The 24,123-nt window shown below is 60.8% G+C and carries 23 protein-coding genes and 1 tRNA gene; 2 read left to right on the forward strand and 22 right to left on the reverse strand.

The window, feature by feature from the left end:
* Nucleotides 1-19: 19 nt before the first annotated feature.
* The 22 genes from WN982_RS14975 to WN982_RS15080 form a co-directional block, all read right to left on the reverse strand.
* Nucleotides 20-316, reverse strand: coding sequence for a DUF2818 family protein (locus WN982_RS14975; protein ID WP_007175603.1), 297 nt, complete (start codon nt 314-316; stop codon nt 20-22).
* A complete protein-coding gene (gene nuoN / locus WN982_RS14980) occupies nt 316-1,788 on the reverse strand; it encodes an NADH-quinone oxidoreductase subunit NuoN (protein ID WP_341312742.1) in 1,473 nt (490 codons plus the stop codon). Before nuoN ends, WN982_RS14975 begins: the two co-directional genes overlap by 1 nt.
* A gap of 25 nt (nt 1,789-1,813) precedes the next feature.
* Entirely contained in the window at nt 1,814-3,304 is a 1,491-nt protein-coding gene (locus WN982_RS14985) for an NADH-quinone oxidoreductase subunit M (RefSeq protein WP_341312743.1), read from the reverse strand.
* A 14-nt stretch (nt 3,305-3,318) separates the two neighbouring features.
* Nucleotides 3,319-5,364 carry an NADH-quinone oxidoreductase subunit L gene (nuoL, locus tag WN982_RS14990; RefSeq protein ID WP_341312744.1) on the reverse strand — a complete coding sequence of 682 codons (2,046 nt, stop codon included), beginning with the start codon at nt 5,362-5,364 and terminating at the stop codon, nt 3,319-3,321.
* A 17-nt stretch (nt 5,365-5,381) separates the two neighbouring features.
* Nucleotides 5,382-5,687, reverse strand: a complete 306-nt coding sequence (gene nuoK / locus WN982_RS14995; protein ID WP_115102602.1) for an NADH-quinone oxidoreductase subunit NuoK — start codon at nt 5,685-5,687, stop codon at nt 5,382-5,384.
* 17 nt (nt 5,688-5,704) lie between these two features.
* Nucleotides 5,705-6,382 carry an NADH-quinone oxidoreductase subunit J gene (locus WN982_RS15000; protein WP_341312745.1) on the reverse strand — a complete coding sequence of 226 codons (678 nt, stop codon included), beginning with the start codon at nt 6,380-6,382 and terminating at the stop codon, nt 5,705-5,707.
* A 158-nt stretch (nt 6,383-6,540) separates the two neighbouring features.
* Nucleotides 6,541-7,029 (reverse strand): NADH-quinone oxidoreductase subunit NuoI, encoded by a 489-nt coding sequence (gene nuoI, locus WN982_RS15005; RefSeq protein ID WP_090803773.1) that lies wholly within the window; start codon nt 7,027-7,029, stop codon nt 6,541-6,543.
* A 15-nt stretch (nt 7,030-7,044) separates the two neighbouring features.
* Nucleotides 7,045-8,109 carry an NADH-quinone oxidoreductase subunit NuoH gene (gene nuoH, locus WN982_RS15010; RefSeq protein ID WP_115102490.1) on the reverse strand — a complete coding sequence of 355 codons (1,065 nt, stop codon included), beginning with the start codon at nt 8,107-8,109 and terminating at the stop codon, nt 7,045-7,047.
* On the reverse strand, nt 8,110-10,443 hold the full coding sequence (gene nuoG / locus WN982_RS15015) for an NADH-quinone oxidoreductase subunit NuoG (protein ID WP_341312746.1): 2,334 nt from the start codon (nt 10,441-10,443) through the stop codon (nt 8,110-8,112). It abuts the gene before it with no gap.
* Nucleotides 10,444-10,555: 112 nt separating this feature from the next.
* Complete coding sequence (gene nuoF / locus WN982_RS15020) at nt 10,556-11,884, reverse strand: NADH-quinone oxidoreductase subunit NuoF (RefSeq protein ID WP_341312747.1); 1,329 nt, start codon at nt 11,882-11,884, stop codon at nt 10,556-10,558.
* A complete protein-coding gene (gene nuoE / locus WN982_RS15025; protein WP_054034960.1) occupies nt 11,881-12,366 on the reverse strand; it encodes an NADH-quinone oxidoreductase subunit NuoE in 486 nt (161 codons plus the stop codon). Before nuoE ends, nuoF begins: the two co-directional genes overlap by 4 nt.
* A 131-nt stretch (nt 12,367-12,497) precedes the next feature.
* Nucleotides 12,498-13,751, reverse strand: coding sequence for an NADH-quinone oxidoreductase subunit D (locus tag WN982_RS15030; RefSeq protein WP_341312748.1), 1,254 nt, complete (start codon nt 13,749-13,751; stop codon nt 12,498-12,500).
* 9 nt (nt 13,752-13,760) lie between these two features.
* Nucleotides 13,761-14,363 (reverse strand): NADH-quinone oxidoreductase subunit C, encoded by a 603-nt coding sequence (locus WN982_RS15035; RefSeq protein WP_341312749.1) that lies wholly within the window; start codon nt 14,361-14,363, stop codon nt 13,761-13,763.
* Between the two features lie 21 nt (nt 14,364-14,384).
* Nucleotides 14,385-14,864, reverse strand: coding sequence for an NADH-quinone oxidoreductase subunit B (locus WN982_RS15040; protein WP_006052903.1), 480 nt, complete (start codon nt 14,862-14,864; stop codon nt 14,385-14,387).
* Nucleotides 14,865-14,927: 63 nt separating this feature from the next.
* Nucleotides 14,928-15,287 carry an NADH-quinone oxidoreductase subunit A gene (locus WN982_RS15045; RefSeq protein ID WP_341312750.1) on the reverse strand — a complete coding sequence of 120 codons (360 nt, stop codon included), beginning with the start codon at nt 15,285-15,287 and terminating at the stop codon, nt 14,928-14,930.
* A gap of 147 nt (nt 15,288-15,434) precedes the next feature.
* A tRNA-Leu gene (locus tag WN982_RS15050) sits at nt 15,435-15,519 on the reverse strand.
* 113 nt (nt 15,520-15,632) lie between these two features.
* Nucleotides 15,633-16,010 carry a preprotein translocase subunit SecG gene (gene secG / locus WN982_RS15055; RefSeq protein WP_341312751.1) on the reverse strand — a complete coding sequence of 126 codons (378 nt, stop codon included), beginning with the start codon at nt 16,008-16,010 and terminating at the stop codon, nt 15,633-15,635.
* 82 nt (nt 16,011-16,092) lie between these two features.
* Nucleotides 16,093-16,872 carry a triose-phosphate isomerase gene (tpiA, locus tag WN982_RS15060; RefSeq protein WP_341312752.1) on the reverse strand — a complete coding sequence of 260 codons (780 nt, stop codon included), beginning with the start codon at nt 16,870-16,872 and terminating at the stop codon, nt 16,093-16,095.
* A gap of 143 nt (nt 16,873-17,015) precedes the next feature.
* Nucleotides 17,016-18,032, reverse strand: coding sequence for an NAD(P)H-quinone oxidoreductase (locus tag WN982_RS15065; protein ID WP_341312753.1), 1,017 nt, complete (start codon nt 18,030-18,032; stop codon nt 17,016-17,018).
* A 172-nt stretch (nt 18,033-18,204) separates the two neighbouring features.
* Complete coding sequence (pnp, locus tag WN982_RS15070; RefSeq protein ID WP_341312754.1) at nt 18,205-20,352, reverse strand: polyribonucleotide nucleotidyltransferase; 2,148 nt, start codon at nt 20,350-20,352, stop codon at nt 18,205-18,207.
* Nucleotides 20,353-20,690: 338 nt separating this feature from the next.
* Nucleotides 20,691-20,963 (reverse strand): 30S ribosomal protein S15, encoded by a 273-nt coding sequence (rpsO, locus tag WN982_RS15075; protein ID WP_011487489.1) that lies wholly within the window; start codon nt 20,961-20,963, stop codon nt 20,691-20,693.
* 178 nt (nt 20,964-21,141) lie between these two features.
* Nucleotides 21,142-22,461: a branched-chain amino acid ABC transporter substrate-binding protein gene (locus WN982_RS15080; protein WP_341312755.1), complete on the reverse strand. Its 1,320-nt coding sequence runs from the start codon at nt 22,459-22,461 to the stop codon at nt 21,142-21,144.
* Between the two features lie 189 nt (nt 22,462-22,650).
* On the opposite strand from WN982_RS15080, the gene WN982_RS15085 reads away from it, so the two are divergent.
* Together WN982_RS15085 and WN982_RS15090 are read left to right on the forward strand one after the other, a co-directional pair.
* Nucleotides 22,651-23,202, forward strand: coding sequence for a hypothetical protein (locus tag WN982_RS15085; protein WP_341312756.1), 552 nt, complete (start codon nt 22,651-22,653; stop codon nt 23,200-23,202).
* Nucleotides 23,203-23,431: 229 nt separating this feature from the next.
* A complete protein-coding gene (locus WN982_RS15090; RefSeq protein WP_341312757.1) occupies nt 23,432-24,067 on the forward strand; it encodes a carbonic anhydrase in 636 nt (211 codons plus the stop codon).
* Nucleotides 24,068-24,123 lie beyond the last annotated feature (56 nt).

The following is a 24,123-nucleotide window of genomic DNA, read 5'->3' on the forward strand; positions in this document are numbered from 1 at the left end:
GCGCGACGGCGAGACGCCGTCAGCGACGTTTGACGAGATACTGGAAGGTGAAACCAGGAAACGCGAACACGACGAACAGAGCGAACGTGATCGCATAGAACTGCCACCCTTGCTCAAAGCGGTTACCAGCACGCGCTTCGAGCAGAAAACCGAGCGCGCCGACCACGAAGTACAGCACGATCAGTTCGGCAATCCGGATCCACGCGCTCTTCTTCGCCGCTTTCAACGGCACCGCGGCGAAGAGACGCTGATTCAGGAACGGCAGGTTGGCGCCGACCAGCGCCAACAACACGATAAACCAACCCGCAGCCGACATCAGAGCAGCAGCGTGTGCTGGATCGCCTGCAGGCACGCCTTCAGCAGCGGATCCGGCACGATGCCGAGCACCAGCACGGCAACACCATTGAGCGCGAGCAAGGCACGCGTGCTGGTGTCAGCGTGGATCGGCGACTGGTCTTGCGGCTCGTCGAAGTACATCAGTTTGACAATACGCAAGTAGTAGAACGCGCCAAACAGCGACGTGATCACAGCCAACACGGTCAGCCACGTCAAACCGGCGTTCATCGTAGCCTGCAGCACCGCAAGCTTGGCGTAAAAGCCGACCGCAGGCGGGATGCCGGCGAGCGAGAACATCATCACCATCATCACGAACGCGAACACCGGGCTGCGTTGGTTGAGACCCTTGAAGTCTTCGAGCGTATCCGCTTCGAAATCGCGGCGCGCCAGCAGCATGATGATGCCGAAGGTGCCCATCGTAGTAAGCAGGTAGACGATGCTGTAGAACATGGCCGAGCCGTACGCGTTGGCCGCGCCGGTCGTCTTCTGATCCACCACGCCTGCCAGCAGGCCCAGCAGCACGAAACCCATGTTCGAGATCGCCGAGTACGCGAGCATGCGCTTGACGTTGCGCTGCACGATACCGGTGATGTTGCCGACAATCAGCGACAGCGCGGCCAGGATCACCAGCATTTCCTGCCATTCGACCGCGAGCGGCAGCAGACCCATTACGAGGAAGCGCAGGCCCCACGCGAATGCCGCGACCTTCGGACCACCACCGACCATCAGCGTCATCGCCGTCGGTGCGCCTTGATAAACGTCCGGCACCCACATATGGAACGGTACCGCGCCCATCTTGAACGCCACGCCGGCCACGATGAAGATCACGCCGAACAGCAGCACGCTCGGATCGTAGTGGCTCGTGCCGATCGCCTTGAACACTTCGTTCAGGTCGAGCGAGCCGGTCGCGCCGTACAGCATCGAGATGCCGTACAGCAGGAAACCTGAAGCCAGCGCGCCGAGCACGTAGTATTTCATTGCAGCTTCGTTCGACGGCGCTGCTTCACGACGCAGTGCGATCGCAGCATAGAGCGACAGCGACATCAGTTCCAGACCGAGGTAAAGCGTCAGGAAGTTGTTGCCGGAGATCATCACCAGCTGGCCGAGCAGCGAAAACATGCCCAGCAGGAAGAAGTCACCGCGGAACAGATCGCGATCTTCGAGGTACTTGCGCGAATAAACGATCGACAGGGCATAGCCGAGCGTCACCACCGCTTTCATCAAGTTGGCGAACGAATCCACCACGTACATGTGCCCGAAGAAATAATGCACTTGCGGGTCGAAAGCGTTCAGCGCGAACCAGACGCCGGCGATCAGCGTCGAGAACAGCGCGATGAAATACGTGGTGCGGCGACCGGCCTGGCCGACGAACGTGTCGTTGAGCCACGCGACAACAACGGCGAGCATCACCAGCGCGTCGGGCAACAGAGCAGTCATAGGGGCGTTTTGCATGGTCTTTAAATTCCTCCGCTCTGCATTACTGTGGCAACGGCAGCTTTGACTGCGCGACGTGGGAGAGGAGGTTTTCCACGGATACGTGCATCACATCGGTAAAGGGCTTCGGATACAGGCCCATGAACAGCGTCAGTGCGGCGAGCACCGCCATCATGAAGAACTCGCGGCGGTTGATGTCGAGCAGGCCCTTCACGTGATCGTTGGCGACCGCGCCGAAGTACACGCGCTTGTACATCCACAGCGTGTAGGCCGCGCCGAGAATCAGCGTGACAGCCGCACCGCCTGCGATCCAGAAGTTGTACTGGACTGCGGCCAGAATCACCATGAACTCGCCGACGAAACCGGAAGTGCCCGGCAAGCCGCAATTGGCCATCGAGAACAGCATCACGAACGCCGCGAACTTCGGCATCACGTTGACAACGCCGCCGTAATCGGCGATCTGACGCGAGTGCATACGGTCGTACAGCACGCCGATGCTCAGGAACATCGCACCCGACACGAAACCGTGCGAGATCATCTGCACGATCGCGCCTTCCACGCCGAGCTGGTTGAAGATGAAGAAGCCGAGCGTCACAAAACCCATGTGCGCGATCGACGAATACGCCACCAGCTTCTTCATGTCGGACTGGACCATCGCGACCAGACCAATGTAGATCACCGCGATCAGCGACAGCGTGATGACGACCGGCGCAAGGAAGTGGCTCGCGTCCGGCGTGATCGGCAGCGAGAAGCGCAGGAAACCGTACGCGCCCAGCTTCAGCATGATCGCGGCCAGCACGATCGAGCCGCCAGTCGGCGCTTCCACGTGGGCGTCAGGCAACCACGTATGCACCGGCCACATCGGCACCTTCACGGCGAACGCCAGGAAGAACGCTATGAATAACAACACCTGCGGGGTCATGGCGATCTGCGTGTTCTGCCACGTCGCGAGGTCGAAGGTACCGGTCTGGATGTACAGGTACAGCAACGCGACCAGCATCAGCAGCGAGCCCATCAGCGTATACAGGAAGAACTTGAACGCCGCGTACACGCGGTCCGCCCCACCCCACACGCCGATGATGATGTACATCGGAATCAGCGTCGCTTCGAAGAACACGTAGAACAGCATGCCGTCCGCTGCGCTGAACACGCCGACCATGATGCCGGACAGGATCAGGAACGAAGCAAGGTACTGCGCGACATTCTTCGTAATGACTTCCCACGCGGCGATCACCGTGATCACCGTGATCACTGCGGTCAACACGACGAACCACATCGAGATGCCGTCGACACCCAGGTGATACGTAATGTTAAAGCGCTCGATCCAGTTCGCCTTTTCGACGAACTGCAACTCGGCGCTGCTCGAATCAAAACCGGTAATCAGCGGGATCGTCACGATGAAGCTGACGACCGAGCCGATCAGCGCAATCCAGCGCGCTGGAGCCGGGTTCCGGTCGGAACCGATAGCCAGGACCAGGAGACCGACGAGGATCGGCAACCAGATCGCAATACTGAGAATCGGATAAGCGTGCATTAGTGTCCCTCGCCTTATTTGCCGCCGAGCGTTACAAACAGGGTCAGGAGCCCCAACATGCCGATAATCATGGCGAACGCGTAGTGATAGATGTAGCCGGATTGGAGGAAGCGGATCACGCTCGCAAACCAGCCAATGAAGCGCGCGCTGCCGTTGACGATACCGTCGATGACCACGACGTCGCCTTCCTTCCAGAGACCACGGCCAATTGCCACGGCGCCCCGCGCGAACACGACTTCGTTGATCTTGTCCATGTAGTACTTGTTGTCGAGCAGCGCGTAGACCGGCGGGAACCTGCGACGGAAGACCGCCGGCAGCTCAGGACGCTTCAGATACAGGAACCACGCGACTACGATTCCGGCGAGCGCCAGCCACACCGGCAGACCCGACACCGAGTGCAGACCCATCGCGGCCCAGCCGTGGAATTCCTCTGTCATTTCCTGCAGCGCCGGATGGTTTGCGCCGATGAAGATCACCTTATCGAACGCCACACCGTGCTGGAAGAAGTCGCCAAACAGCATCGGGCCGACCGCGATCGCACCGATCACCACCGATGGAATAGCGAGCAGGACCAGCGGCACCCACACTACCCACGGCGTTTCGTGCGGAACGTGCGCGTGGTCGTGATCGTCGTGGCCGGCGTGCGCGGTCGCTTCCGCGCCGTGCCCGTGGTGGTTGCCCCACTCCTTCGGGTGGCGGAAGCGCTCTTCACCGTGGAACACCATGAAGTACATGCGGAACGAATACAGCGCGGTGACGAACACGCTTGCGACCACCGCGAAGTAGGCGAAGCCTGAACCCGGCAGATGCGACAGCTTCACTGCATCGATGATCGAGTCTTTCGAATAGAAGCCCGCGAAGAACGGTGTGCCGATCAGCGCCAGCGAACCGACCAGCGACGTGATCCACGTGATCGGCATGTACTTGCGCAGTCCGCCCATGTTGCGCATGTCCTGATCGTGGTGCATGCCGATGATCACCGAACCCGCGCCAAGGAACAGCAGCGCCTTGAAGAACGCATGCGTCATCAGGTGGAAGATGGCGACCGGATAAGCCGACACGCCGAGTGCAACCGTCATGTAACCAAGCTGCGACAGCGTCGAGTACGCGACCACGCGCTTGATGTCGTTCTGGACGATCCCGAGGAAGCCCATGAACAGCGCCGTAATCGCACCGATCACCGTCACGAACGACAGCGCGCTATCCGACAGTTCGAACAGCGGCGACATGCGCGCGACCATGAAGATACCGGCCGTCACCATGGTTGCCGCGTGAATCAGTGCGGAGATCGGAGTCGGGCCTTCCATCGAATCCGGCAGCCAGACATGCAGCGGGAACTGCGCCGACTTACCCATCGCGCCGATGAAGAGGCAAATGCAGGCGACCGTCAGCAGACCCCAGTCCGTGCCCGGGAAGCTCAACGCCGCGAGTTCGGTGCGCTTCGCGAACACGTCGCCGTAGTTCATCGAGCCCGCGAAAGCGAACAGCAGGCCGATGCCGAGCAGGAACCCGAAGTCGCCGATGCGGTTCACGATGAACGCTTTCATGTTCGCGTAGATCGCGCTCTCACGGGTGAAGTAGAAACCGATTAGCAGGTACGACACCAGACCCACCGCTTCCCAGCCGAAGAACAGCTGCAGGAAGTTGTTGCTCATCACGAGCATCAGCATCGAGAACGTGAACAGCGCGATGTACGAGAAGAAGCGCTGGTAGCCGTCGTCGTCGGCCATGTAGCCGACCGTGTAGATGTGCACCATCAGCGACACGAAGCTCACCACGCACATCATCATCGCCGTCAGCGAGTCGACCAGGAAGCCGACCTCGAACTTCGTCTTGCCGATCGCCATCCATTCGTAGACGGTCGCGTTGAAGCTCGCGCCGTGCATCACCTGGAAGAAGACGATGGCCGAGAGGATGAAGGAGATCGCGACGCCGAGGATCGTCACCGTGTGCGCGCCGGCTCGCCCTACCGCTTTCCCGAACAGCCCCGCAATCAGGGAGCCGGCCAGCGGTGCCAGCGGGATCGCCAGCAGCAGGTTTTCATTGAGTGTCGTTGACATAACAGCTTTACCTGAAATTAACCTTTGAGCTGATCGAGATCCTCGACATTGATCGTGTCGAGGCTACGGAACAGGGTCACCAGAATTGCGAGGCCGATCGCCGACTCCGCTGCCGCAACCGTCAGCACGAAGAAGACGAAGATCTGGCCGTGCACGTCGCCGAGGTAATGCGAGAACGCGACAAAATTGGTGTTCACCGCCAGCAGCATCAGTTCGATCGCCATCAGGATGATGATGACGTTGCGACGGTTCAGGAAAATGCCAACGACGCTAATCGCAAACAGGATTGCGCCAAGGACGAGGTAGTGAGCTAGGGTCATGATTTTTATCTCCTGTCTGCTCAGCCGTTCTTGCCGGCCGCAGAGTCGGCCGCTGCTGCGGCTTCTTCCGCCGCGAGAGTCGCCGCGGTTTTTTCCGATGCCATCTTCACGACGCGCACGCGATCCTGAGCACGCACCTTGACCTGCTCGCTGACATTCTGGCGCTTGCTGTCTTTCTTGTGGCTCGTGGTCAGCGCGATCGCCGCGATGATCGCGACCAGCAGCACGAGGCCGGCCACTTCGAACGCGAAGATGTAGTCGGTGTAGATGATCTTGCCGATGATGCGGGTGTTCGACCAGCCGGCCATCCCGTTGGCGGCAGCCGTGGTGTCGCGCAGCGCCGTCGCGGTCGCGCCGTAGCCGTGCCACAGGATCAGCGCGGTCTCGATCACGATGATCGCGCCCACCAGGGTCGCCATCGGCACGAAGCGTCTGAAGTCGCGCCGCAGCACGTCGATATTGATGTCCAGCATCATCACGACGAACAGGAACAACACCATCACCGCGCCGACGTAGACCAGCACCAGCAGGATCGCGAGAAACTCGGCCTGCAGCAGCATCCAGATCGCCGCCGCGTTGAAGAACGCCAGCACCAGAAACAGTGCGGACGACACCGGGTTGCGCGAGGTGATCACCTTCAGCCCTGATACAACCAGGAGCAGCGCGAAGATGTAGAACAGTACGGTCGTGAATTCCATGATTACCGGTTCATCGTTAGGCCATCGTCAGGCATTGTTCTTTGGCTCGTGCATCTGGCAAAAAAGCCGCACAGCTGCGCCATGCCACGGCAGTGAAGCTGCGGCGCTCGGCCCGACAACAGGCCGTTTTACGTTTTACTGCATCAAACAGAAGCGTCTCAACGATACGGTGCGTCAGCTGCCTTGTTTGCAGCGATCTCCGCTTCGTAGCGATCGCCGACGGCCAGCAGCATTTCTTTCGTGAAGTACAGATCGCCGCGCTTTTCGCCGTGATATTCGAGAATGTGCGTCTCGACGATCGAATCGACGGGGCAGCTTTCTTCGCAGAAACCGCAGAAGATGCACTTGGTCAGGTCGATGTCGTAACGCGTCGTGCGGCGCGTGTTGTCCGCGCGCGTTTCCGATTCGATCGTGATGGCGAGTGCCGGGCACACCGCTTCGCACAGCTTGCAGGCGATGCAGCGTTCTTCACCGTTTTCATAGCGACGCAGCGCGTGCAGGCCGCGAAAACGCGGCGAGATCGGGGTCTTCTCTTCCGGGAACTGCACCGTGATCTTGCGCTGGAACGCGTAACGTCCCGTCAGCGCGAGGCCCTTAAGCAATTCCGTCAGGAAGAAGGTCTTGAAGAAGTTTTGGATTGCGGTCATGGGTTCATCCGCCCTTTATTTCCAGATATTCAACGGCGACATGATCCAGAAGCCGACCACCACCAGCCACACCACGCAGACCGGAATGAAAATCTTCCAGCCCAGCCGCATGATCTGGTCATAGCGATAGCGCGGGAATGTGGCACGCGCCCAGATGAACACCGACAACAGGAAGAAAACCTTGGCGACGAGCCAAACGATGCCCGGGACAAACGACAGGAAGCCGAACGGTGCGCTCCAGCCGCCGAGGAACAGTGTTGCAGCCAATGCCGAGATCACGATCATGTTGATGTACTCGGCGAGGAAGAACAGCGCGAACGCCATCCCCGAGTAATCGATCATGTGGCCCGCGACGATTTCGGACTCCCCTTCCACCACGTCGAACGGGTGACGGTTCGTTTCGGCGATGCCCGAGATGAAGTACACGACAAACATCGGCAACAACGGCAGCCAGTTCCACGACAGGAAATTCAAGCCGTAGCCGGCGAAAATGCCGCGCTCCTGCGAAGTGACGATGTCCGACAGATTCAGGCTACCCGAGGTCATCAGCACGACGACCAGCGCGAAGCCCATCGAAATTTCGTACGAGACCATCTGAGCTGCAGCGCGCATGGCGCCGAGGAACGCATACTTCGAGTTCGACGCCCAGCCGGCCAGGATCACGCCGTACACGCCGATCGACGAAATCGCGATCGCGTACAACAGACCCGCGTTGATGTCGCCGAGCACCGCGCCCGCCTGGAACGGAATCACCGCCCAGACGGCGAAGGCCGGCACCACCACCATGATCGGCGCGATCAGGTAGATCCAGCGGCTTGCCTGGGCCGGCTGAATCACTTCTTTCAGCAACAGTTTCAGCACGTCGGCGATCGGTTGCAGCAAACCTGCGGGGCCGACGCGGTTTGGGCCAAGACGCACGTGCATCCAGCCGATCAGCTTACGCTCCCAGAGAATCAGGTAAGCCACGCACAGCAGGATCACGACGGCCACCACCAGGATGCGCACCAGTGCCCACACCGTGGGCCATGCCACACCGAGAAGCTGGGTGCCGCCCGAGTTGATCGTATCGAACAAGCTCATTTACGCCTTCTCCACCACCAGTTCACCGAACAGGCTGCCCAGCGCTGCACCGGCAGGCGTAGCCGCCGATACGCGGACGACCGTCTCCGCAAGATTCGCGTCGCGCACGGCCGGCAACTGCACCGATTGCTCGCCCTGGCGCACGCGCACTGCGTCGCCTTCCTTCAAACCCAGTTTGTCGAACAGCGCGGCCGGCAAACCGGCCGAATTCGCGGCGCGTGCCGCCGCCGTCAGATGCAGCGACTCAGCGCGACGCACCAGCGCGTCAGCGTGGTAGATCGGCACATCGGCGATACGCTCGAACTTGCCTTCTACTGCCTTGGCCGTCTTGCCGCGTGCGACCGTCACGCCGGTCTTGTTCGACAGCCGCGACTTGAGCTCGCCGTTGCCGAGCGCCGCCGTGCGCACCTCTTCCGACGTGTCGAATTCAAAGCCCGGCACGCCCAGCAGGCTGCCCAGCACACGCAATACCTTCCATGCCGGACGCGTATCGCCGAGCGGACGCACGACGCCGTTGAACGTCTGCACCGTACCTTCGGCGTTGACGAAGGTGCCAGCCGTTTCCGTGAACGGTGCGATCGGCAGCAGCACGTCGGCGTAGTCGGCGCCCGTCTGGAACGGCGACAGCACGACAACCATTTCAGCCTGGTTCAGCGCGGCCAAAGCCTGCGCCGGATTGGCGGTATCGAATTCCGGTTCGACGTTCAGCAGCACGTAACCCTTGCGCGGTTGCTCGAACACTTCGCGAGCGTTCAGACCGCCCTCGCCCGGCAATGCGTTGGCGATGTGCGCACCGACCGTGTTCGCGGCTTCCGTGAGGAAACCCAGCGTCGCGCCGGTCGCGTCTGCAATCCATTGCGCCGCAGCGTGAATAGCGGCGAAGTCCGGATGACGGACCGCACCGTTGCCGAGCAGCACCACGCGGCGTTCGCCGGTGGCGAGCGACTTCGCGACTTGTGTGTGGGCGTCCGTCGGCTGTGTGCCGGCGAAAGATTCCGGCAGCGCCACGCCGTTTGCTTGCGCGACTGCAGCAGCGATGCCGGCAAGCTCGTCGAGCCATGCCGAGGGAGCCGCAACCACGCGTTGCGCTTGCGGAATCAGTGCGTCGTCGTTGGTGGCCTGCACGAGCGTCAGCTTCGCGCCGCTCTTAGCGGCCTGGCGCAGACGTGCGGCAAACAACGGATGATCGCGGCGCAGATACGAACCGATCACGAGCGCCGCATCGACGTTCGACAGATCGGCGATCGTCGTGCCGAGCCACGGCGCACCGTTGACGGGCGCCGAGAAATCCGCCTGACGCAGACGGAAATCGACGTTAGGCGTGCCGACCGCTTGCGCGAGTTGCTTCAACAGGAACAGTTCTTCGACCGTGCTGTGCGCGCTGCCAAGTGCGGCCAGCGCGTTCGCGCCGTGGTCGCCCTTGATGCCCTTCAGGCCCTTGACCACATATTCAAGCGCGGTTTGCCAGTCGGTCTCGACCCACTTGCCGCCTTGCTTGAGCATCGGCTGCGTGAGACGTTCCGGGCTGTTCAGACCTTCGTACGAGAAGCGGTCCTTGTCCGAAATCCAACATTCGTTGATGGATTCGTTTTCGAACGGCAGAACACGCATCACGCGGTTGTTCTTCACTTGCACCACGAGGTTCGCGCCGACGGAATCGTGCGGGCTCACCGATTTGCGGCGCGACAGTTCCCACGTGCGGGCGCTGTAGCGGAACGGCTTGCTGGTCAGCGCGCCGACCGGGCACAGATCGATCATGTTGCCCGACAGTTCGGAGTCGACCGTCTTGCCGACGAACGACGTGATTTCCGAATGCTCGCCGCGGCCCAGCATGCCCAGTTCCATCACGCCGGCGATTTCCTGACCGAAACGGACGCAACGTGTGCAGTGAATGCAACGCGTCATCTCTTCCATCGAGATCAGCGGGCCGACATTCTTGTGGAACACGACACGCTTTTCTTCGCTATAACGCGACGACGACTTGCCGTAGCCCACCGCCAGATCCTGCAACTGGCACTCGCCGCCCTGGTCGCAGATCGGGCAATCCAGCGGGTGATTGATCAGCAGGAATTCCATCACGGCTTGCTGGCCCTTCACTGCCTTCTCGGACTTGGTGCGCACAATCATGCCCGCCGACACCGGCGTGGCGCATGCAGGCACGGCCTTCGGCATCTTTTCGACATCGACCAGACACATCCGGCAGTTGGCCGCAATCGACAGCTTCTTGTGATAGCAGAAGTGAGGAATGTACGTGTCGACCTTATGCGCAGCCTGGATCACCATGCTGCCTTCAGGCACCTCTACTTTCTTGCCGTCTATTTCAAGTTCAACCATGATGGTCAATCTTCCTTAACCTGTTACCGCTCAATCGTTCGCCCTGTTCATCGCCCATTTCAGGCAATGAATCCCGCGGTTGACGTGTTCTTCTGGTGCGTACTGGCAGTACTTAAGCAGCCACTGTTTCCGCCGCCGCTGCCGCACCGGCGTGACCGCCGACGAGACAATGCTTGTGAGCGACGTGATATTCGAATTCGTCCCAGTAGTGCTTGAGCATGCCGCGCACCGGCATCGCCGCTGCATCGCCGAGCGCGCAAATCGTGCGGCCCATGATGTTTTCAGCGACCGAGTTCAGCAGATCCAGATCTTCCGGACGGCCGAGCCCATGCTCGATACGATGCACGACGCGGTACAGCCAGCCGGTACCTTCGCGGCACGGCGTGCATTGACCGCACGATTCTTCGTAATAGAAGTACGACAGACGCAGCAGCGAGCGCACCATGCAACGCGTCTCATCCATCACGATGACCGCGCCCGAACCGAGCATCGAACCGGCTTTCGCGATCGCGTCGTAGTCCATGTCGGTCTGCATCATGATGTCGCCCGGAATCACCGGTGCGGACGAGCCGCCAGGAATCACAGCTTTGATCTTCTTGCCGCCGCGCATGCCGCCGGCGAGTTCCATCAGCGTGGCGAACGGCGTGCCGAGCGGAATCTCATAGTTGCCCGGACGCTCGACGTCGCCTGCGACCGAGAAGATCTTCGTGCCGCCGTTGTTCGGCTTGCCGATTTCGAGGTAATTCTGCGGACCGATTGCGAGCAGGAACGGCACCGCGGCGAACGTCTCGGTGTTGTTGATCGTGGTGGGCTTGCCGTACACGCCGAAGCTCGCCGGGAACGGCGGCTTGAAGCGCGGCTGGCCTTTCTTGCCTTCGAGCGACTCGAGCAGCGCAGTTTCTTCGCCGCAGATATAGGCGCCGTAACCGTGGTGCGCATGCAGTTCGAACGAGAAGCCCGAACCCATGATGTTGTCGCCGAGGAATCCGGCACGGCGTGCTTCTTCCAACGCCTCTTCAAAGCGTTTGTAGACTTCCCAGATTTCGCCGTGAATATAGTTGTAGCCGACCGTAATGCCCATCGCGTACGCGCCGATCGCCATACCTTCGATCAGCGAATGCGGGTTGAAGCGCAGGATGTCGCGGTCTTTGAACGTGCCCGGTTCGCCTTCGTCCGAATTGCAGACGAGGTACTTCTGCCCGGGGAACTGACGCGGCATGAAGCTCCACTTCAAACCGGTCGGGAAGCCCGCGCCGCCACGGCCGCGCAGACCCGAAGCCTTGACGTCGGCAATCACCTGCTCGGGCGGAATCTTTTCTTCCAGAATGCGGCGCAGCTGGGCGTAACCACCGCGCGCCACATAGTCTTCGAGATGCCAGTTGTCGCCGTTCAGGCCGGCAAGAATCAGCGGTTTGATGTGACGATCGTGTAAAGACGTCATTTCGAAAGTTCCTCGAGCAGCTGGTCGATCTTCGCGCGGCTCATGAAGCTGCACATGCGATGGTTGTTCACCAGCATCACCGGCGCATCGCCGCACGACCCCATGCACTCACCTTCTTTCAAGGTGAACTTGCCGTCCGCCGTGGTTTCGCCGAAGTCGATGCCGAGCTTCTGCTTCAGATATTCAGCAGCGCTGTCGGAACCGCCGTCCGGGCCGAGCTGGCACGGCAGGTTCGTGCAGAGCGTGATCTTGTACTTGCCGACCGGCGAGGTCTCGTACATCGTGTAGAAGGTAGCCACCTCCTGCACGGCGACTGCCGGCATGCCGAGATAGTCCGCGACGAACTGCATGAGTTCGGGCGACAGCCAGCCATGCTCTTCCTGAGCAGTGGCCAACGCCGACATCACGGCGGACTGTTTCTGATCGGCGGGATACTTCGCGATCGCACGATCGATTTCTTTCAGGCCTTCAGCTGAGATCATTTTCAGACACGACTCTTTCAATTCCTACCGAACGAAAACCTGCCGCGCGTTGCATGTTGCGACAGACCCGGCGTTCCTTTGCTTGACGCGCGCTTCGGTGCAATCTGAAGACGCGCGCTGATGAATACGTCCTAGCGATCCACTTCGCCGAACACGATGTCCTGCGTGCCGATGATCGTCACGGCGTCGGCGATCATGTGCCCGCGCGCCATTTCATCGAGAGCGGACAGGTGCGCGTAGCCCGGTGCGCGAATCTTCAGGCGATACGGCTTGTTCGCGCCGTCCGAGATCAGGTAGATACCGAACTCGCCCTTCGGATGTTCGACGGCTGCGTATGCTTCGCCTTCCGGCACGTGGAAGCCTTCCGTGAAGAGCTTGAAGTGGTGAATCAGCTCTTCCATGTTCGACTTCATGCCGACGCGCGACGGCGGCGCAACCTTGTGATTGTCGATCATCACAGGACCGGAATTCTTACGCAGCCAATCAATGCACTGTTTCACAATCCGCGTGGATTGGCGCATTTCTTCGACGCGGACCAGATACCGGTCATAACAATCGCCGTTTACGCCGACCGGAATGTCGAAATCTATCTTGTCGTAGACTTCATACGGCTGCTTCTTGCGCAGATCCCACTCGATACCCGAGCCGCGCAGCATCGCGCCGGTCATACCGAGTTGCAGCGCGCGCTCCGGGCTGACCACGCCGATACCGACCAGACGTTGCTTCCAGATGCGGTTGTCGGTGAGCAGCGTTTCGTACTCGTCGACACACTTCGGGAAGCGCGTAAAGAAATCGTCGATGAAGTCGAGCAGCGAACCCTGGCGGTTCTCGTTCATCTTCGACAATGCCTTCGCATTGCGAATCTTCGATGCCTTGTACTGCGGCATTGCGTCCGGCAGATCGCGATACACGCCGCCCGGACGATAATAGGCCGCGTGCATCCGTGCGCCGGACACTGCTTCGTACACGTCCATCAGGTCTTCGCGTTCGCGGAACGCATACAGAAACACCGCCATCGCGCCGACGTCGAGCGCGTGCGCGCCGATCCACATCAGGTGGTTCAGCACGCGCGTGATCTCGTCGAACATCACGCGGATGTATTGCGCGCGGACCGGCACTTCGATACCGAGCAGCTTTTCGATCGCCATCACATAGCCGTGCTCGTTGACCATCATCGACACGTAGTCGAGACGGTCCATGTACGGCACGGACTGGATAAACGTTTTGGTTTCGGCGAGTTTTTCGGTCGCGCGATGCAACAGGCCGATATGCGGATCGGCGCGCTGAATGACTTCGCCGTCGAGCTCGAGCACAAGGCGCAGCACGCCGTGCGCTGCCGGATGCTGAGGGCCGAAGTTGAGCGTGTAGTTCTTGATCTCTGCCATGGCGTTCTCTTAGTGTTTCAGACCGCCATAGCGATCCTCGCGGATCACGCGCGGCGTGATTTCCCGCGGCTCGATCGTCACAGGCTGATAGACGACGCGCTTCTCTTCCGGGTCGTAACGCATTTCGACATAGCCGGAGACAGGGAAATCTTTACGGAACGGGTGACCAATGAAACCGTAGTCGGTCAGGATTCGGCGCAGGTCCGGGTGACCCTCGAAGACGATGCCGTACAGGTCGAATGCTTCACGCTCGTACCAGTTGGCCGAATTCCAGATCTCGACGACCGAAGGGATGATCGGCACTTCGTCGTCTGGTGCGAACACGCGCAAACGCAGACGCCAGTTGTTCTGCACCGACAACAAATGAAGAACAGCCGCGAAGCGCGGGCCTTCGTAGGCGCCATCGGCGTAGGTCTGGTAGTCAACGCCGCACAGATCGATCAGTTGCTCGAAGCCAAACGAGCGGTCGTCGCGCAGACGCGTTGCCACATTGAGGTAGTCGCTCGCCTTCACGACGATCGTCAACTCACCGATTGCCTCGGTGGTGCTCAGCAGGAGGCCGCCAAAGGCCGCCTCGAGGTTCGCTTTCAGAGTCTCGAGTTTGCTTGCCATATTGTGGGGGAGCCGTTGGCCTTATTGACGGGCGATTGTGTTGGTGCGGCGGATCTTGGCCTGCAACTGGATCACGCCGTACACCAGCGCTTCCGCAGTAGGCGGGCAACCCGGCACGTAGACGTCGACCGGCACGATCCGATCGCAGCCGCGCACTACCGAATACGAATAGTGGTAGTAGCCGCCGCCGTTTGCGCACGAGCCCATCGAGATCACCCAGCGCGGCTCGGCCATCTGGTCGTAGACCTTGCGCAGAGCCGGCGCCATCTTGTTGCACAGCGTGCCGGCGACGATCATCACGTCCGACTGACGCGGACTGGGACGAAACACCACGCCAAAACGATCGAGGTCATAACGGGCAGCACCCGCATGCATCATCTCGACCGCGCAACACGCAAGACCGAACGTCATCGGCCACAACGAGCCGGTGCGCGTCCAGTTGATCAGCTTGTCAGCCGTGGTGGTGACAAACCCTTCCTTCAAGACCCCTTCGATACTCATTTGCTTTCCACTCCAGACGGGGCGGCAAGCCTTGGCCACCCACGCAAACCGGCGATTAATCCATCATTCCCAGTCGAGGCCGCCCTTCATCCAGATATAGGCGAAGCCCAGCAGGAATTCGAGCAGGAAAATCATCATCGCCATGAAGCCCGGCCAGCCGATGTCGCGCAGGGCTACACCCCACGGGAACAGGAACGCGGTTTCAAGATCGAAAATGATGAAGAGAATGGCGACGAGGTAGTAGCGCACATCGAACTTCATGCGCGCATCTTCGAATGCTTCGAAGCCGCACTCGTATGGTGCGTTTTTCTCGGTATCGGGCTTGTTGGGACCGAGGATCTTGCCAATACTGACCAGTGCTACGCCTAAACCGGTGCCCACAACGAGGAACAACAAGACGGGGAAATAGGCTGCGAGGTTCAAGACTATCCTCAATCGGTTGGTTCTGAGTGCCGTCAGGAGCATAGCACTTCTGACGCGAAATCACTTCGGCAAGCACACAACGCAAGCAGCGCGCCAGAAGTGAAAATGCCAGCCGGAGCGAAGCAAGCGGCTGGCATTCGATAACATTGGTGCCGACGGCGAGACTCGAACTCGCACAGCTTACGCCACTACCCCCTCAAGATAGCGTGTCTACCAATTTCACCACGTCGGCACTGTATGCAATGCGGGAAAACAACTTATAAAACCCGCGAATCGCTTCAAGACTTAGATTGTAACTGGTCTAAACAGTTTGTTCAACGCACAAAAGGCACTTTGTACGAAAATTTATTTCGGCACGTCCGTAGCCGGGACGGATGCAGCCGATGCCGGCAATGCAGCCGAACCGCCTGCCGGCGCAGAAGCAGCGGAAGCCGCGACCGGCGCGGTCACAGCCGCGCCCAGCAGGCCGGCGGACGGTTTCGAACGATACGCGCCGAGGTACGTGAGCGTCAACGTCGTGACGAAAAACACCGCCGCGAGAACCGCCGTTGTACGCGACAAAAAGTTTGCCGAACCCGTCGCGCCGAACAGGCTGCCTGACGCACCGCTGCCAAAAGCAGCGCCCATATCGGCGCCCTTGCCGTGTTGCAGCAAGACGAGGCCGATAACCCCGAGCGCCGACAACAACTGAACGACGATAATCAATGTTTTCAAATACAGCATCACACTCACCTGAGTCTTTATTTAACCGCACCACACAAAGTGTGCCGCGCGGGATTGGGTCATCCTCGCCGAGGCGCCCTGCTTAACTGGCGACGCTTGTCACGCCTGCCGCTTTGCAGATCGCCAGGAAATCCTGGTCTTTCAACGACGCGCCGCCGATCAGACCACCGTCGATATCCGGCTGACGGAACAATTCCTCCGCGTTCTCCGGCTTCACGCTGCCGCCATACAACAGCGGCACATTCGCAACAGCCGCGCCCTTTGCCGCAAGACGCGAACGCAGAAACGCGTGGACTGCCTGCGCCTGTTCCGACGTCGCGCTCTTACCGGTGCCGATTGCCCAGACCGGCTCATACGCGACAACGATGCGCGCCGCGTCTTGTGCCGACAATTTCGCCAGCACTTCATTCAGTTGCGCGCCGACTACCTGCTCGGTCGAACCAGCCTCGCGCTCTTCGAGCGTTTCGCCGACGCAGACGATCGGCGTCAAACCCGCCTCCAGCGCACGCTGCGTCTTCACCGCCACCAGTTCCGCGCTTTCGCGATGGTAGGCACGGCGCTCCGAATGCCCGACGATCGCCAGCGACGCACCGAAGTCCACAGCCATCTGCGCAGCCACTTCGCCGGTATAGGCACCGTGCGTGAATGCGGACACGTCCTGCACGCCCCACACGACCCGGCTGCCCTCCAGCAACGACTGCGTCTGCGCGAGATACGGACACGGCACACAGACGCCGACGCGCACATCGGCCGGCAATTCACCGACGCCCAGTGCTACCGCCTGCAACAGCGTTGCGTTGTCGGCGAGGCGCCCGTGCATCTTCCAGTTACCGACTACCAGTTTGACTCGTTGTTTCGACATCGTCTCGTCTTGTCGTGGCGGCGGACTTCGCGTGGCGCCATGTTAGCGCCTTGATTGCGCTGACAGCCCGCCTTCAGATTCATGCGGCGTGCGCAAAACGCGCAATTTTACTGCTTGGGGTGGATCGGGTCAAACCGACCGTGTCAAGCGTCCTGACCCCAAGTCAATACGATCTTGCCGACGTGCGTGCTGCTTTCCATCAGCGTATGCGCTTCGGCAGCCTGTGCGGCCGGAAACACACGATGCACAACGGGCTTGATGCGGCCATCCTCGAGATGCGGCCACACGCGCTCTTTCAGTTGCGCGGCAATCTTCGCCTTGAATTCGATTGGCCGCGGACGCAACGTCGAGCCGGTCACCGTCAATCGGCGGCGCAGCACTTCGTTCAGGTTCAGTTCCGCCTTCGCGCCGCCCAGCAACGCAATCAGCACGATTCGGCCGCCATCCGCCAAGGCCGCCAATTCGCGCGGCACGTAGCTGCCTGCCACCATATCGAGGACCACGTCGACGCCGCGATCGTTGGTCAGCGATTTGATGACTTCGACGAAATCCTCAGTCTTATAGTTGATCGCACGCTCGGCGCCGAGTGCTTCGCACGCGCGGCATTTGTCTTCCGAACCCGCCGTGGCGAATACGCGAAAACCGAGCGCATGCGCAATCTGGATCGCCGTCACGCCGATGCCGCTCGAGCCGCCCTGCACCAGCAGCGTTTCGTTCGGGCCGCCTTCGCCCGCGCCGAGCTGCGCACGGTCGAACACATTGCTCCACACCGTGAAGAACGTCTCCGGCAGCGACGCGGCCTCGACATCCGACAAGCCGGCAGGCACCGGCAAACATTGCAGCAGCGGCGCGGCCGCATATTCGGCGTAACCGCCACCCGCCAGCAACGCGCACACGCGATCGCCGATTTTCAGACCGAACGGATTGTGTTTCTCGTCGATCGTGCCGCCGACGATCTCGCCCGCCACCTCCAGCCCAGGCAGATCCGATGCGCCCGGCGGCGGCGCATAGCCGCCCTTGCGCTGGAACACGTCCGGACGGTTGATGCCGGAAGCCGCCACCTTGATCAGCACCTCGCCTGCCTTCGGCTGCGGCATGGGCCGCTCCGCCAGCTTCAGGACTTCCGGCGCACCGAATTCAGTGATTTCGATCGCTTTCATCTGCGTCAACTCCAAGGTTTGGATTGCGTTGCACACCAGCGCGAATCGCCCCTAATCGCCGCGAGCCGCCATGAGCAAACAGAGTACCTGTTTGCAACGCAATCCACCCTGCACCCTGCAAGAAAAACGGCCGGCGCGCATCCGCGCTGCCGGCCGTCGCCCTGCTACCGCATTACTGCGGCGTCGGCTCGCCTTGCGGCGCGCCGTTTGCACCTTCGTTCAGCAACGCCTTGGCCGACAAACGCACGCGGCCCTTTTCGTCCGTCTGGATGACCTTGACCTTCACTTGCTGGCCATCCTTCAGGTAGTCGTTGATGTCCTTGATACGCTCGTTGGCGATTTCGGAGATGTGCAGCAGACCATCCTTGCCCGGCAGGATGTTCACGATCGCGCCGAAATCGAGCAGCTTGAGCACGGTGCCTTCGTACACCTGACCCACTTCGACTTCCAGCGTGATGTTCTCGATACGCTTCTTCGCTTCGGCCATCCCTTCGCTGCTCGTGCTGGCGATGGTGACGACGCCGTCGTCCGAAATATCGATCGTCGTGCCGGTCTCTTCGGTCAGCGCGCGGATCACCGAACCACCCTTGCCGATCACGTCGCGGATCTTTTCCGGATTGATCTTGATGGTGATCATGCGCGGTGCGAACTCCGACAATTGCGTGTTCGCGCCCGACACAGCCGAGGTCATCTTGCCAAGGATGTGCATACGGCCTTCCTTCGCTTGCGCGAGGGCGACCTGCATGATTTCCTTCGTGATGCCCTGGATCTTGATGTCCATCTGCAGCGCGGTCACGCCTTGCTCGGTACCCGCCACCTTGAAGTCCATGTCGCCGAGGTGATCTTCGTCGCCGAGGATGTCGGTCAGCACGGCAAACTTGTTGCCTTCGAGGATCAGGCCCATCGCGATGCCGGCGACGTGCGCTTTCATCGGCACGCCGGCGTCCATCAGTGCGAGGCAGCCGCCACACACCGAAGCCATCGACGACGAACCGTTCGATTCGGTGATTTCCGACACGACGCGAATCGAGTAGCCGAATTCGTCGGCGCTCGGCAGGCACGCAGCCAGCGCGCGCTTGGCCAGACGGCCGTGACCGATTTCACGGCGCTTCGGCGAACCGACGCGGCCCGTTTCGCCGGTTGCGAACGGAGGCATGTTGTAGTGGAGCATGAAGCGTTCGCGGTACTCGCCTTCGAGCGCGTCGATGTTCTGCTCGTCGCCCTTGGTGCCCAGCGTCGCGACAACCAGTGCCTGCGTTTCGCCACGCGTGAACAAGGCCGAACCGTGCGTACGCGGCAGCACGCCGGTACGGATTTCGATCGGACGGACGGTGCGCGTGTCGCGGCCGTCGATACGCGGTTCGCCGTTCAGGATCTGCGTACGGACGATCTTCGCTTCGATGTCGAACAGCACGTTGCCGACGCTTGCCTTGTCCGCCGCAACCGTGCCCGCTGCCGACGCTTCTTCTTCCAGCTTCGCCGACGTTGCTGCGTAGACTTCCTTCAGCTTGGCCGAACGCGCCTGCTTGTCGCGGATCTGGTAAGCGGCGAGCAGATCGGCTTGCGCCAGTTCCGTCACACGCGCGATCAGCGGCTCGTTCTTCGCCGCCGGCTGCCAATCCCATTCCGGCTTGCCACCTTCACGGACCAGATCATGGATCGCGTCGATCGCGATCTGCATTTGTTCGTGACCGAACACCACGGCGCCGAGCATCACTTCTTCGGTCAGTTGCTGCGCTTCCGATTCCACCATCAGCACCGCGCGTTCCGTACCGGCGACGATCAGGTCGAGTGCCGATTCCTTCATTTGCGGACGCGTCGGGTTCAACACGTATTCGTTATTGATGTAGGCCACGCGTGCTGCGCCGACCGGGCCGTTGAACGGCAGACCGGACACGGCGAGCGCCGCCGACGCGCCGATCAGCGCGGGAATGTCAGCGGGGATTTCGGGGTTCAGCGACAGGACGTGGATCACGACCTGGACTTCGTTGTAGAAGCCTTCCGGAAACAGCGGACGCAGCGGACGGTCGATCAGGCGCGAGATCAGCGTTTCGCCTTCCGACGGACGACCTTCGCGGCGGAAGAAGCCACCCGGGATCTTGCCGGCGGCATAGGTCTTTTCGAGGTAATCGACGGTCAGCGGGAAGAAGTCCTGACCCGGCTTGGCCGTCTTGGCGCCGACCACAGTGGCCAGCACAACGGTGTCTTCGACGTCGACGATCACCGCGCCGCTCGCCTGACGAGCGATTTCGCCCGTTTCGAGGCGAACCTTATGTTGTCCCCACTGAAATTCTTTGACGATCTTATTGAACATAGTCATTGCTTTTCCTCATCGTTACGCCGCGCGGACCAGAAGCGGCGCGGCAACGCCAGGACCGGCGCCGCATGGGAAGAGTAGTGTTATGCCATTCCAGAGAACCACGCTCTACGCGCGCGAACCGCTGGAATGACACAAAGCTCCGCCCCTGAAGCCCGGCCGTGTTTCTCTCTTTTACTGCTTTTTTACTGCTTTTTCCTGCTCTTTCCTGTTGCCCGCCGCATGAATCAGCACGCTAGTGCGGACGACAGACGGCGCGCACCACATGAAGCGCACCGTGCAAAAACAAAATGCCTGTATCAGTGGAACTGACACAGGCATCTTGCTGAACGACTGGCCGATTACTTGCGCAGACCCAGCTTCTCGATCAGTGCGCGGTAACGATCCGCGTCCTTACCCTTCAGGTAGTCGAGCAGCTTACGACGGCGGCTCACCATGCGCAGCAGACCGCGGCGGCTGTGGTGGTCCTTCGTGTGGGCCTTGAAGTGAACGGTCAGTTCGTTGATGCGGGTCGTGAGCAGCGCGACCTGAACTTCGGGGGAGCCGGTGTCGTTAGCTGCGCGTGCGAATTGCGCAACGACTTCGGACTTCTTGCTTGTTTCAACTGCGGACATGTCGATTTCCTTGAGAACTAGACAGGCGGTCACGGAAGAAAGGCCGTGCCGTGGGTTACCCGTGTGCAGTACAACCATCTACAGCCATGTTTCACAACGGGACGCGTATTGTAGCACAGCCCAAACCGGCCGCGAACCCTGCTGTGCCGGGCCGGATCATGGGTGTCTGGCTGGCGCTTTACGGCCGTTTCATCCGGCAGACGGTCGGCGGCGCAGTACGTTCGGGCGACAGCGCCAGCACCGTGCGAAAGCCGTAGCCAGAGCCTTCGTTATCGAAGTGCACGCCCGGCGTACCCGCCTTGTCCATCTCCATCACGTAAAGGGGCTGGATCAGTTGATGGTCGTCGGCGCGCATCCATGACGCGTGGAAGCCGTTGTCGAACTTGATCCCTTCTAACGCCTTCGCGACGGCCGTCGGGTCAGCGCTGCCGGCGCGGCCCATCGCCGCGGCCAGGGTTTCGATCATCAGCGGCATGCGCAGCACCGGGTAATCGTCCTGCGCGGCCGGGAAACGGGCGCGAAACGACGCGTACCAGGCGTCGGAAGCCGCGCCGCCCGCGTTCGGGTGCCAGTCGGCTACCGCAATCACGTGCTTGACGCCGGCATCGCCCAACGCAGCAGGCGCGCCGAGACTATTGCCATAGAACGTGTAGAACCTGGTATCCAGGCCCTGCTCGCGCGCTGCCTTGACGAGCAGCGTCAGATCGTTGCCCCAGTTGCCCGTGATGACAGCATCCGCGCCGCTCGCGCGAATCTTCGCGATGTAGGGCGCAAAATCCTTCACGCGGCCGATCGGATGAAATTCGTCCCCGACGACGGCGATATCCGGGCGCTTCGTAGCCAGCGCCGAGCGCGCGAGGCTGCTGACGTCGTGGCCGAAGCTGTAGTCCTGATTCAGCAGATAGACCTTCTTCACCGATTTGTCGCGCTGGATCACGTTAGCCAGCGCGTCCGTGCGCATGCCCGCGTGCGCGTCGAAGCGGAAGTGCCAGAAGCTGCAATTGGCGTTGGTCAGCGCGGGATCGTCGGCGGAATAGTTGAGGAACAACTCACGGTTGTCCGGCTCGCGGCTATTCTGCTTGTCGATCGCGCCGATCAGCGCGGCGGCGATCGCCGAGCTATTTCCTTGCATGACGTAGCCGATATGCCGGTCGGCCGCCGCGCGCAGTTGCACCAGCGCTTCTTCGGCGCTGCCTTTGCTGTCCAGCACAACCAGCTCGAACGGATGCGCGCCGTCGGCGAGCTTGACACCGCCACGCGCGTTCACCTGTTCGACGCCGAAGCGCACATTGCGCTCCACAGCCGCGCCGGCATTCGCGAACGGGCCGGACATGCCTTCGATCAGCGCCAACTGGATCGGCTTTCCCGCGGGCTTGCCTGCCAGCTTATCTGCCGGCTTGTTTGCCATATCAGCCGCCGGCTCGCCCGCGGCGTGAGCCGCCATCATCGAGACTGCCGCCAGAGCTGCTGCCGCCGCCCGCTGCCACTTCGCCACCATCGCCTGCCCCGCCTGAATCGTTCGAAGCGCGGATCATAGGACGTTCAGGACGGAATAAGCAAGCCGGCGAACCCGTTACCCAGATTCCGGCTCAACCTTGCACGAAGCGCAAATCTTTTGCCGCAGCGCGTGTCAAAATAATGCGGCTCGATGATAAAAACCGCTATTCAAATGCCATCGGAGGAATTCATGTTCAACCGCCATCTATCCACGGCGGCCACGATCGAGGCACCGGCCACTGGGCGCCTGCTCCGTGTGGCGCTCGTCTGCCTGAGCGCGTTGACGCTAGCCGGCTGCGTGCAGCCATGGCAGCAATATCAGCAAGGCGCGGACGAATCGACCATCGTCGCGCGGCTCGGCGCGCCACGCGAAAGCTACGATCTGGCTAACGGCGGCAAGCGGCTGATGTGGCCGACCCAGCCGATGGGCGAAACCACCACTGCCGCCGACATCGACGCGTCAGGCAAGATCGTCAACGTGCGTCAGGTGCTCCAACCCAACGAGTTCTATCGGGCCGAAATCGGCAAATGGACCCGCAGCGACGTGCTGGTGAATTTCGGCCGCCCGGTCGAAACCTCGTACTTCCCGCTGATGAAGCGCGAGGTCTGGACGTACCGCTATCTGGAAGACAACGTCTGGTACATGATGTACAGCTTCTATTTCGACGACCAGGGCGTTCTGCGGCTCACACAGAAAACGCCCGACCCGTTGCACGATCCGGATCGCCGCAACCTGTTCTGAGCGCACGCCCGGATTCAATACGCATTAATCAACCAAGCCGCCTTCCTGGGCGGCTTTTTTATTCATTTATTGCGCATACATTTGAATTTTATTTCACACCCATTGATTTATTTTTTGATAGAAAGGCTTTCGTAATAATAAAATTCGGCGCTGACGTTCGCTTTCCACGTCACCAGGACTCAGGAGCGAGTTTCCCGCCGAATCTGCCCCACTTCCGGAGCCGCTATCGATGAACCGTCCCAAACGCCTGCTGGTCGCCAACGTCGCATGGGCGCAAGAAACCGCCGCGCGAAACCCCGATTTTTTTCGCGATCTGGTGCGGGGCCAAAATCCGCATGTGCTATGGATCGGCTGCTCGGACAGCCGCGTGCCCGCCGAAACCATCACGCATTGCGAGCCGGGCGATCTGTTCGTTCACCGCAATATCGCCAACCTCTTTCATCCGGACGACGACAACTCGGCAAGCGTTCTCGAATACGCCGTGCGGGTTTTGAAGGTCGGTCATGTGATCGTCTGCGGCCACTATGGCTGCGGCGGCGTGCGCGCGGCACTGCTGCCGCCGGAACCGCGGCTGCCGCATGTGAATCGCCGGATCGCACCTTTATGCAGGTTGGCGCAAACCCATCGCGACGAACTTGAAGGGCACGTTTGCGAGCGTGCCCGCGTCGATCGCCTTGCCGAACTGAATGTGCTCGAACAGGTGCGGCAGTTGCGGGCGAGTCCGATCGTGCAGGAAGGCGCGCCGGCGCCGCTCGTGCACGGCTGGATCTTCGCGCTCGACGACGGGCGCATCAAGGTGCTCACATCCGGCTACGAAGCCGATGACGCGATGGCCCGCACGGCGAGCGCCCTTAGCGCCGCGTAGCACAGAGCACCCGGACCGAACCCGCCCCGGTTTCGCCTTCGCCGCAGGCAAGGCAA

Origin of the sequence: Paraburkholderia sp. IMGN_8, from assembly GCF_038050405.1 — a bacterium.
In the GTDB taxonomy this organism is placed as follows: domain Bacteria; phylum Pseudomonadota; class Gammaproteobacteria; order Burkholderiales; family Burkholderiaceae; genus Paraburkholderia.

What these genes read in the sequence shown, in the direction of transcription:
- WN982_RS14975 (WP_007175603.1), bottom strand. Translation starts at nt 316, where the DNA reads ATGTCGGCTGCGGGTTGGTTTATCGTGTTGTTGGCGCTGGTCGGCGCC.
- WN982_RS15030 (WP_341312748.1), bottom strand. Translation starts at nt 13,751, where the DNA reads ATGGCAGAGATCAAGAACTACACGCTCAACTTCGGCCCTCAGCATCCG.
- rpsO (WP_011487489.1), bottom strand. Translation starts at nt 20,963, where the DNA reads ATGTCCGCAGTTGAAACAAGCAAGAAGTCCGAAGTCGTTGCGCAATTC.
- secG (WP_341312751.1), bottom strand. Translation starts at nt 16,010, where the DNA reads ATGCTGTATTTGAAAACATTGATTATCGTCGTTCAGTTGTTGTCGGCG.
- WN982_RS15085 (WP_341312756.1), top strand. Translation starts at nt 22,651, where the DNA reads ATGTTCAACCGCCATCTATCCACGGCGGCCACGATCGAGGCACCGGCC.
- nuoN (WP_341312742.1), bottom strand. Translation starts at nt 1,788, where the DNA reads ATGCAAAACGCCCCTATGACTGCTCTGTTGCCCGACGCGCTGGTGATG.
- nuoH (WP_115102490.1), bottom strand. Translation starts at nt 8,109, where the DNA reads ATGAGCTTGTTCGATACGATCAACTCGGGCGGCACCCAGCTTCTCGGT.
- WN982_RS15080 (WP_341312755.1), bottom strand. Translation starts at nt 22,461, where the DNA reads ATGGTGGCGAAGTGGCAGCGGGCGGCGGCAGCAGCTCTGGCGGCAGTC.
- WN982_RS15090 (WP_341312757.1), top strand. Translation starts at nt 23,432, where the DNA reads ATGAACCGTCCCAAACGCCTGCTGGTCGCCAACGTCGCATGGGCGCAA.
- nuoE (WP_054034960.1), bottom strand. Translation starts at nt 12,366, where the DNA reads ATGATCTCAGCTGAAGGCCTGAAAGAAATCGATCGTGCGATCGCGAAG.
- WN982_RS15040 (WP_006052903.1), bottom strand. Translation starts at nt 14,864, where the DNA reads ATGAGTATCGAAGGGGTCTTGAAGGAAGGGTTTGTCACCACCACGGCT.
- WN982_RS15035 (WP_341312749.1), bottom strand. Translation starts at nt 14,363, where the DNA reads ATGGCAAGCAAACTCGAGACTCTGAAAGCGAACCTCGAGGCGGCCTTT.
- nuoL (WP_341312744.1), bottom strand. Translation starts at nt 5,364, where the DNA reads ATGTCAACGACACTCAATGAAAACCTGCTGCTGGCGATCCCGCTGGCA.
- WN982_RS15065 (WP_341312753.1), bottom strand. Translation starts at nt 18,032, where the DNA reads ATGAAAGCGATCGAAATCACTGAATTCGGTGCGCCGGAAGTCCTGAAG.
- nuoG (WP_341312746.1), bottom strand. Translation starts at nt 10,443, where the DNA reads ATGGTTGAACTTGAAATAGACGGCAAGAAAGTAGAGGTGCCTGAAGGC.
- tpiA (WP_341312752.1), bottom strand. Translation starts at nt 16,872, where the DNA reads ATGTCGAAACAACGAGTCAAACTGGTAGTCGGTAACTGGAAGATGCAC.
- nuoF (WP_341312747.1), bottom strand. Translation starts at nt 11,884, where the DNA reads ATGACGTCTTTACACGATCGTCACATCAAACCGCTGATTCTTGCCGGC.
- pnp (WP_341312754.1), bottom strand. Translation starts at nt 20,352, where the DNA reads ATGACTATGTTCAATAAGATCGTCAAAGAATTTCAGTGGGGACAACAT.
- WN982_RS15000 (WP_341312745.1), bottom strand. Translation starts at nt 6,382, where the DNA reads ATGGAATTCACGACCGTACTGTTCTACATCTTCGCGCTGCTCCTGGTT.
- WN982_RS14985 (WP_341312743.1), bottom strand. Translation starts at nt 3,304, where the DNA reads ATGCACGCTTATCCGATTCTCAGTATTGCGATCTGGTTGCCGATCCTC.
- nuoI (WP_090803773.1), bottom strand. Translation starts at nt 7,029, where the DNA reads ATGACCGCAATCCAAAACTTCTTCAAGACCTTCTTCCTGACGGAATTG.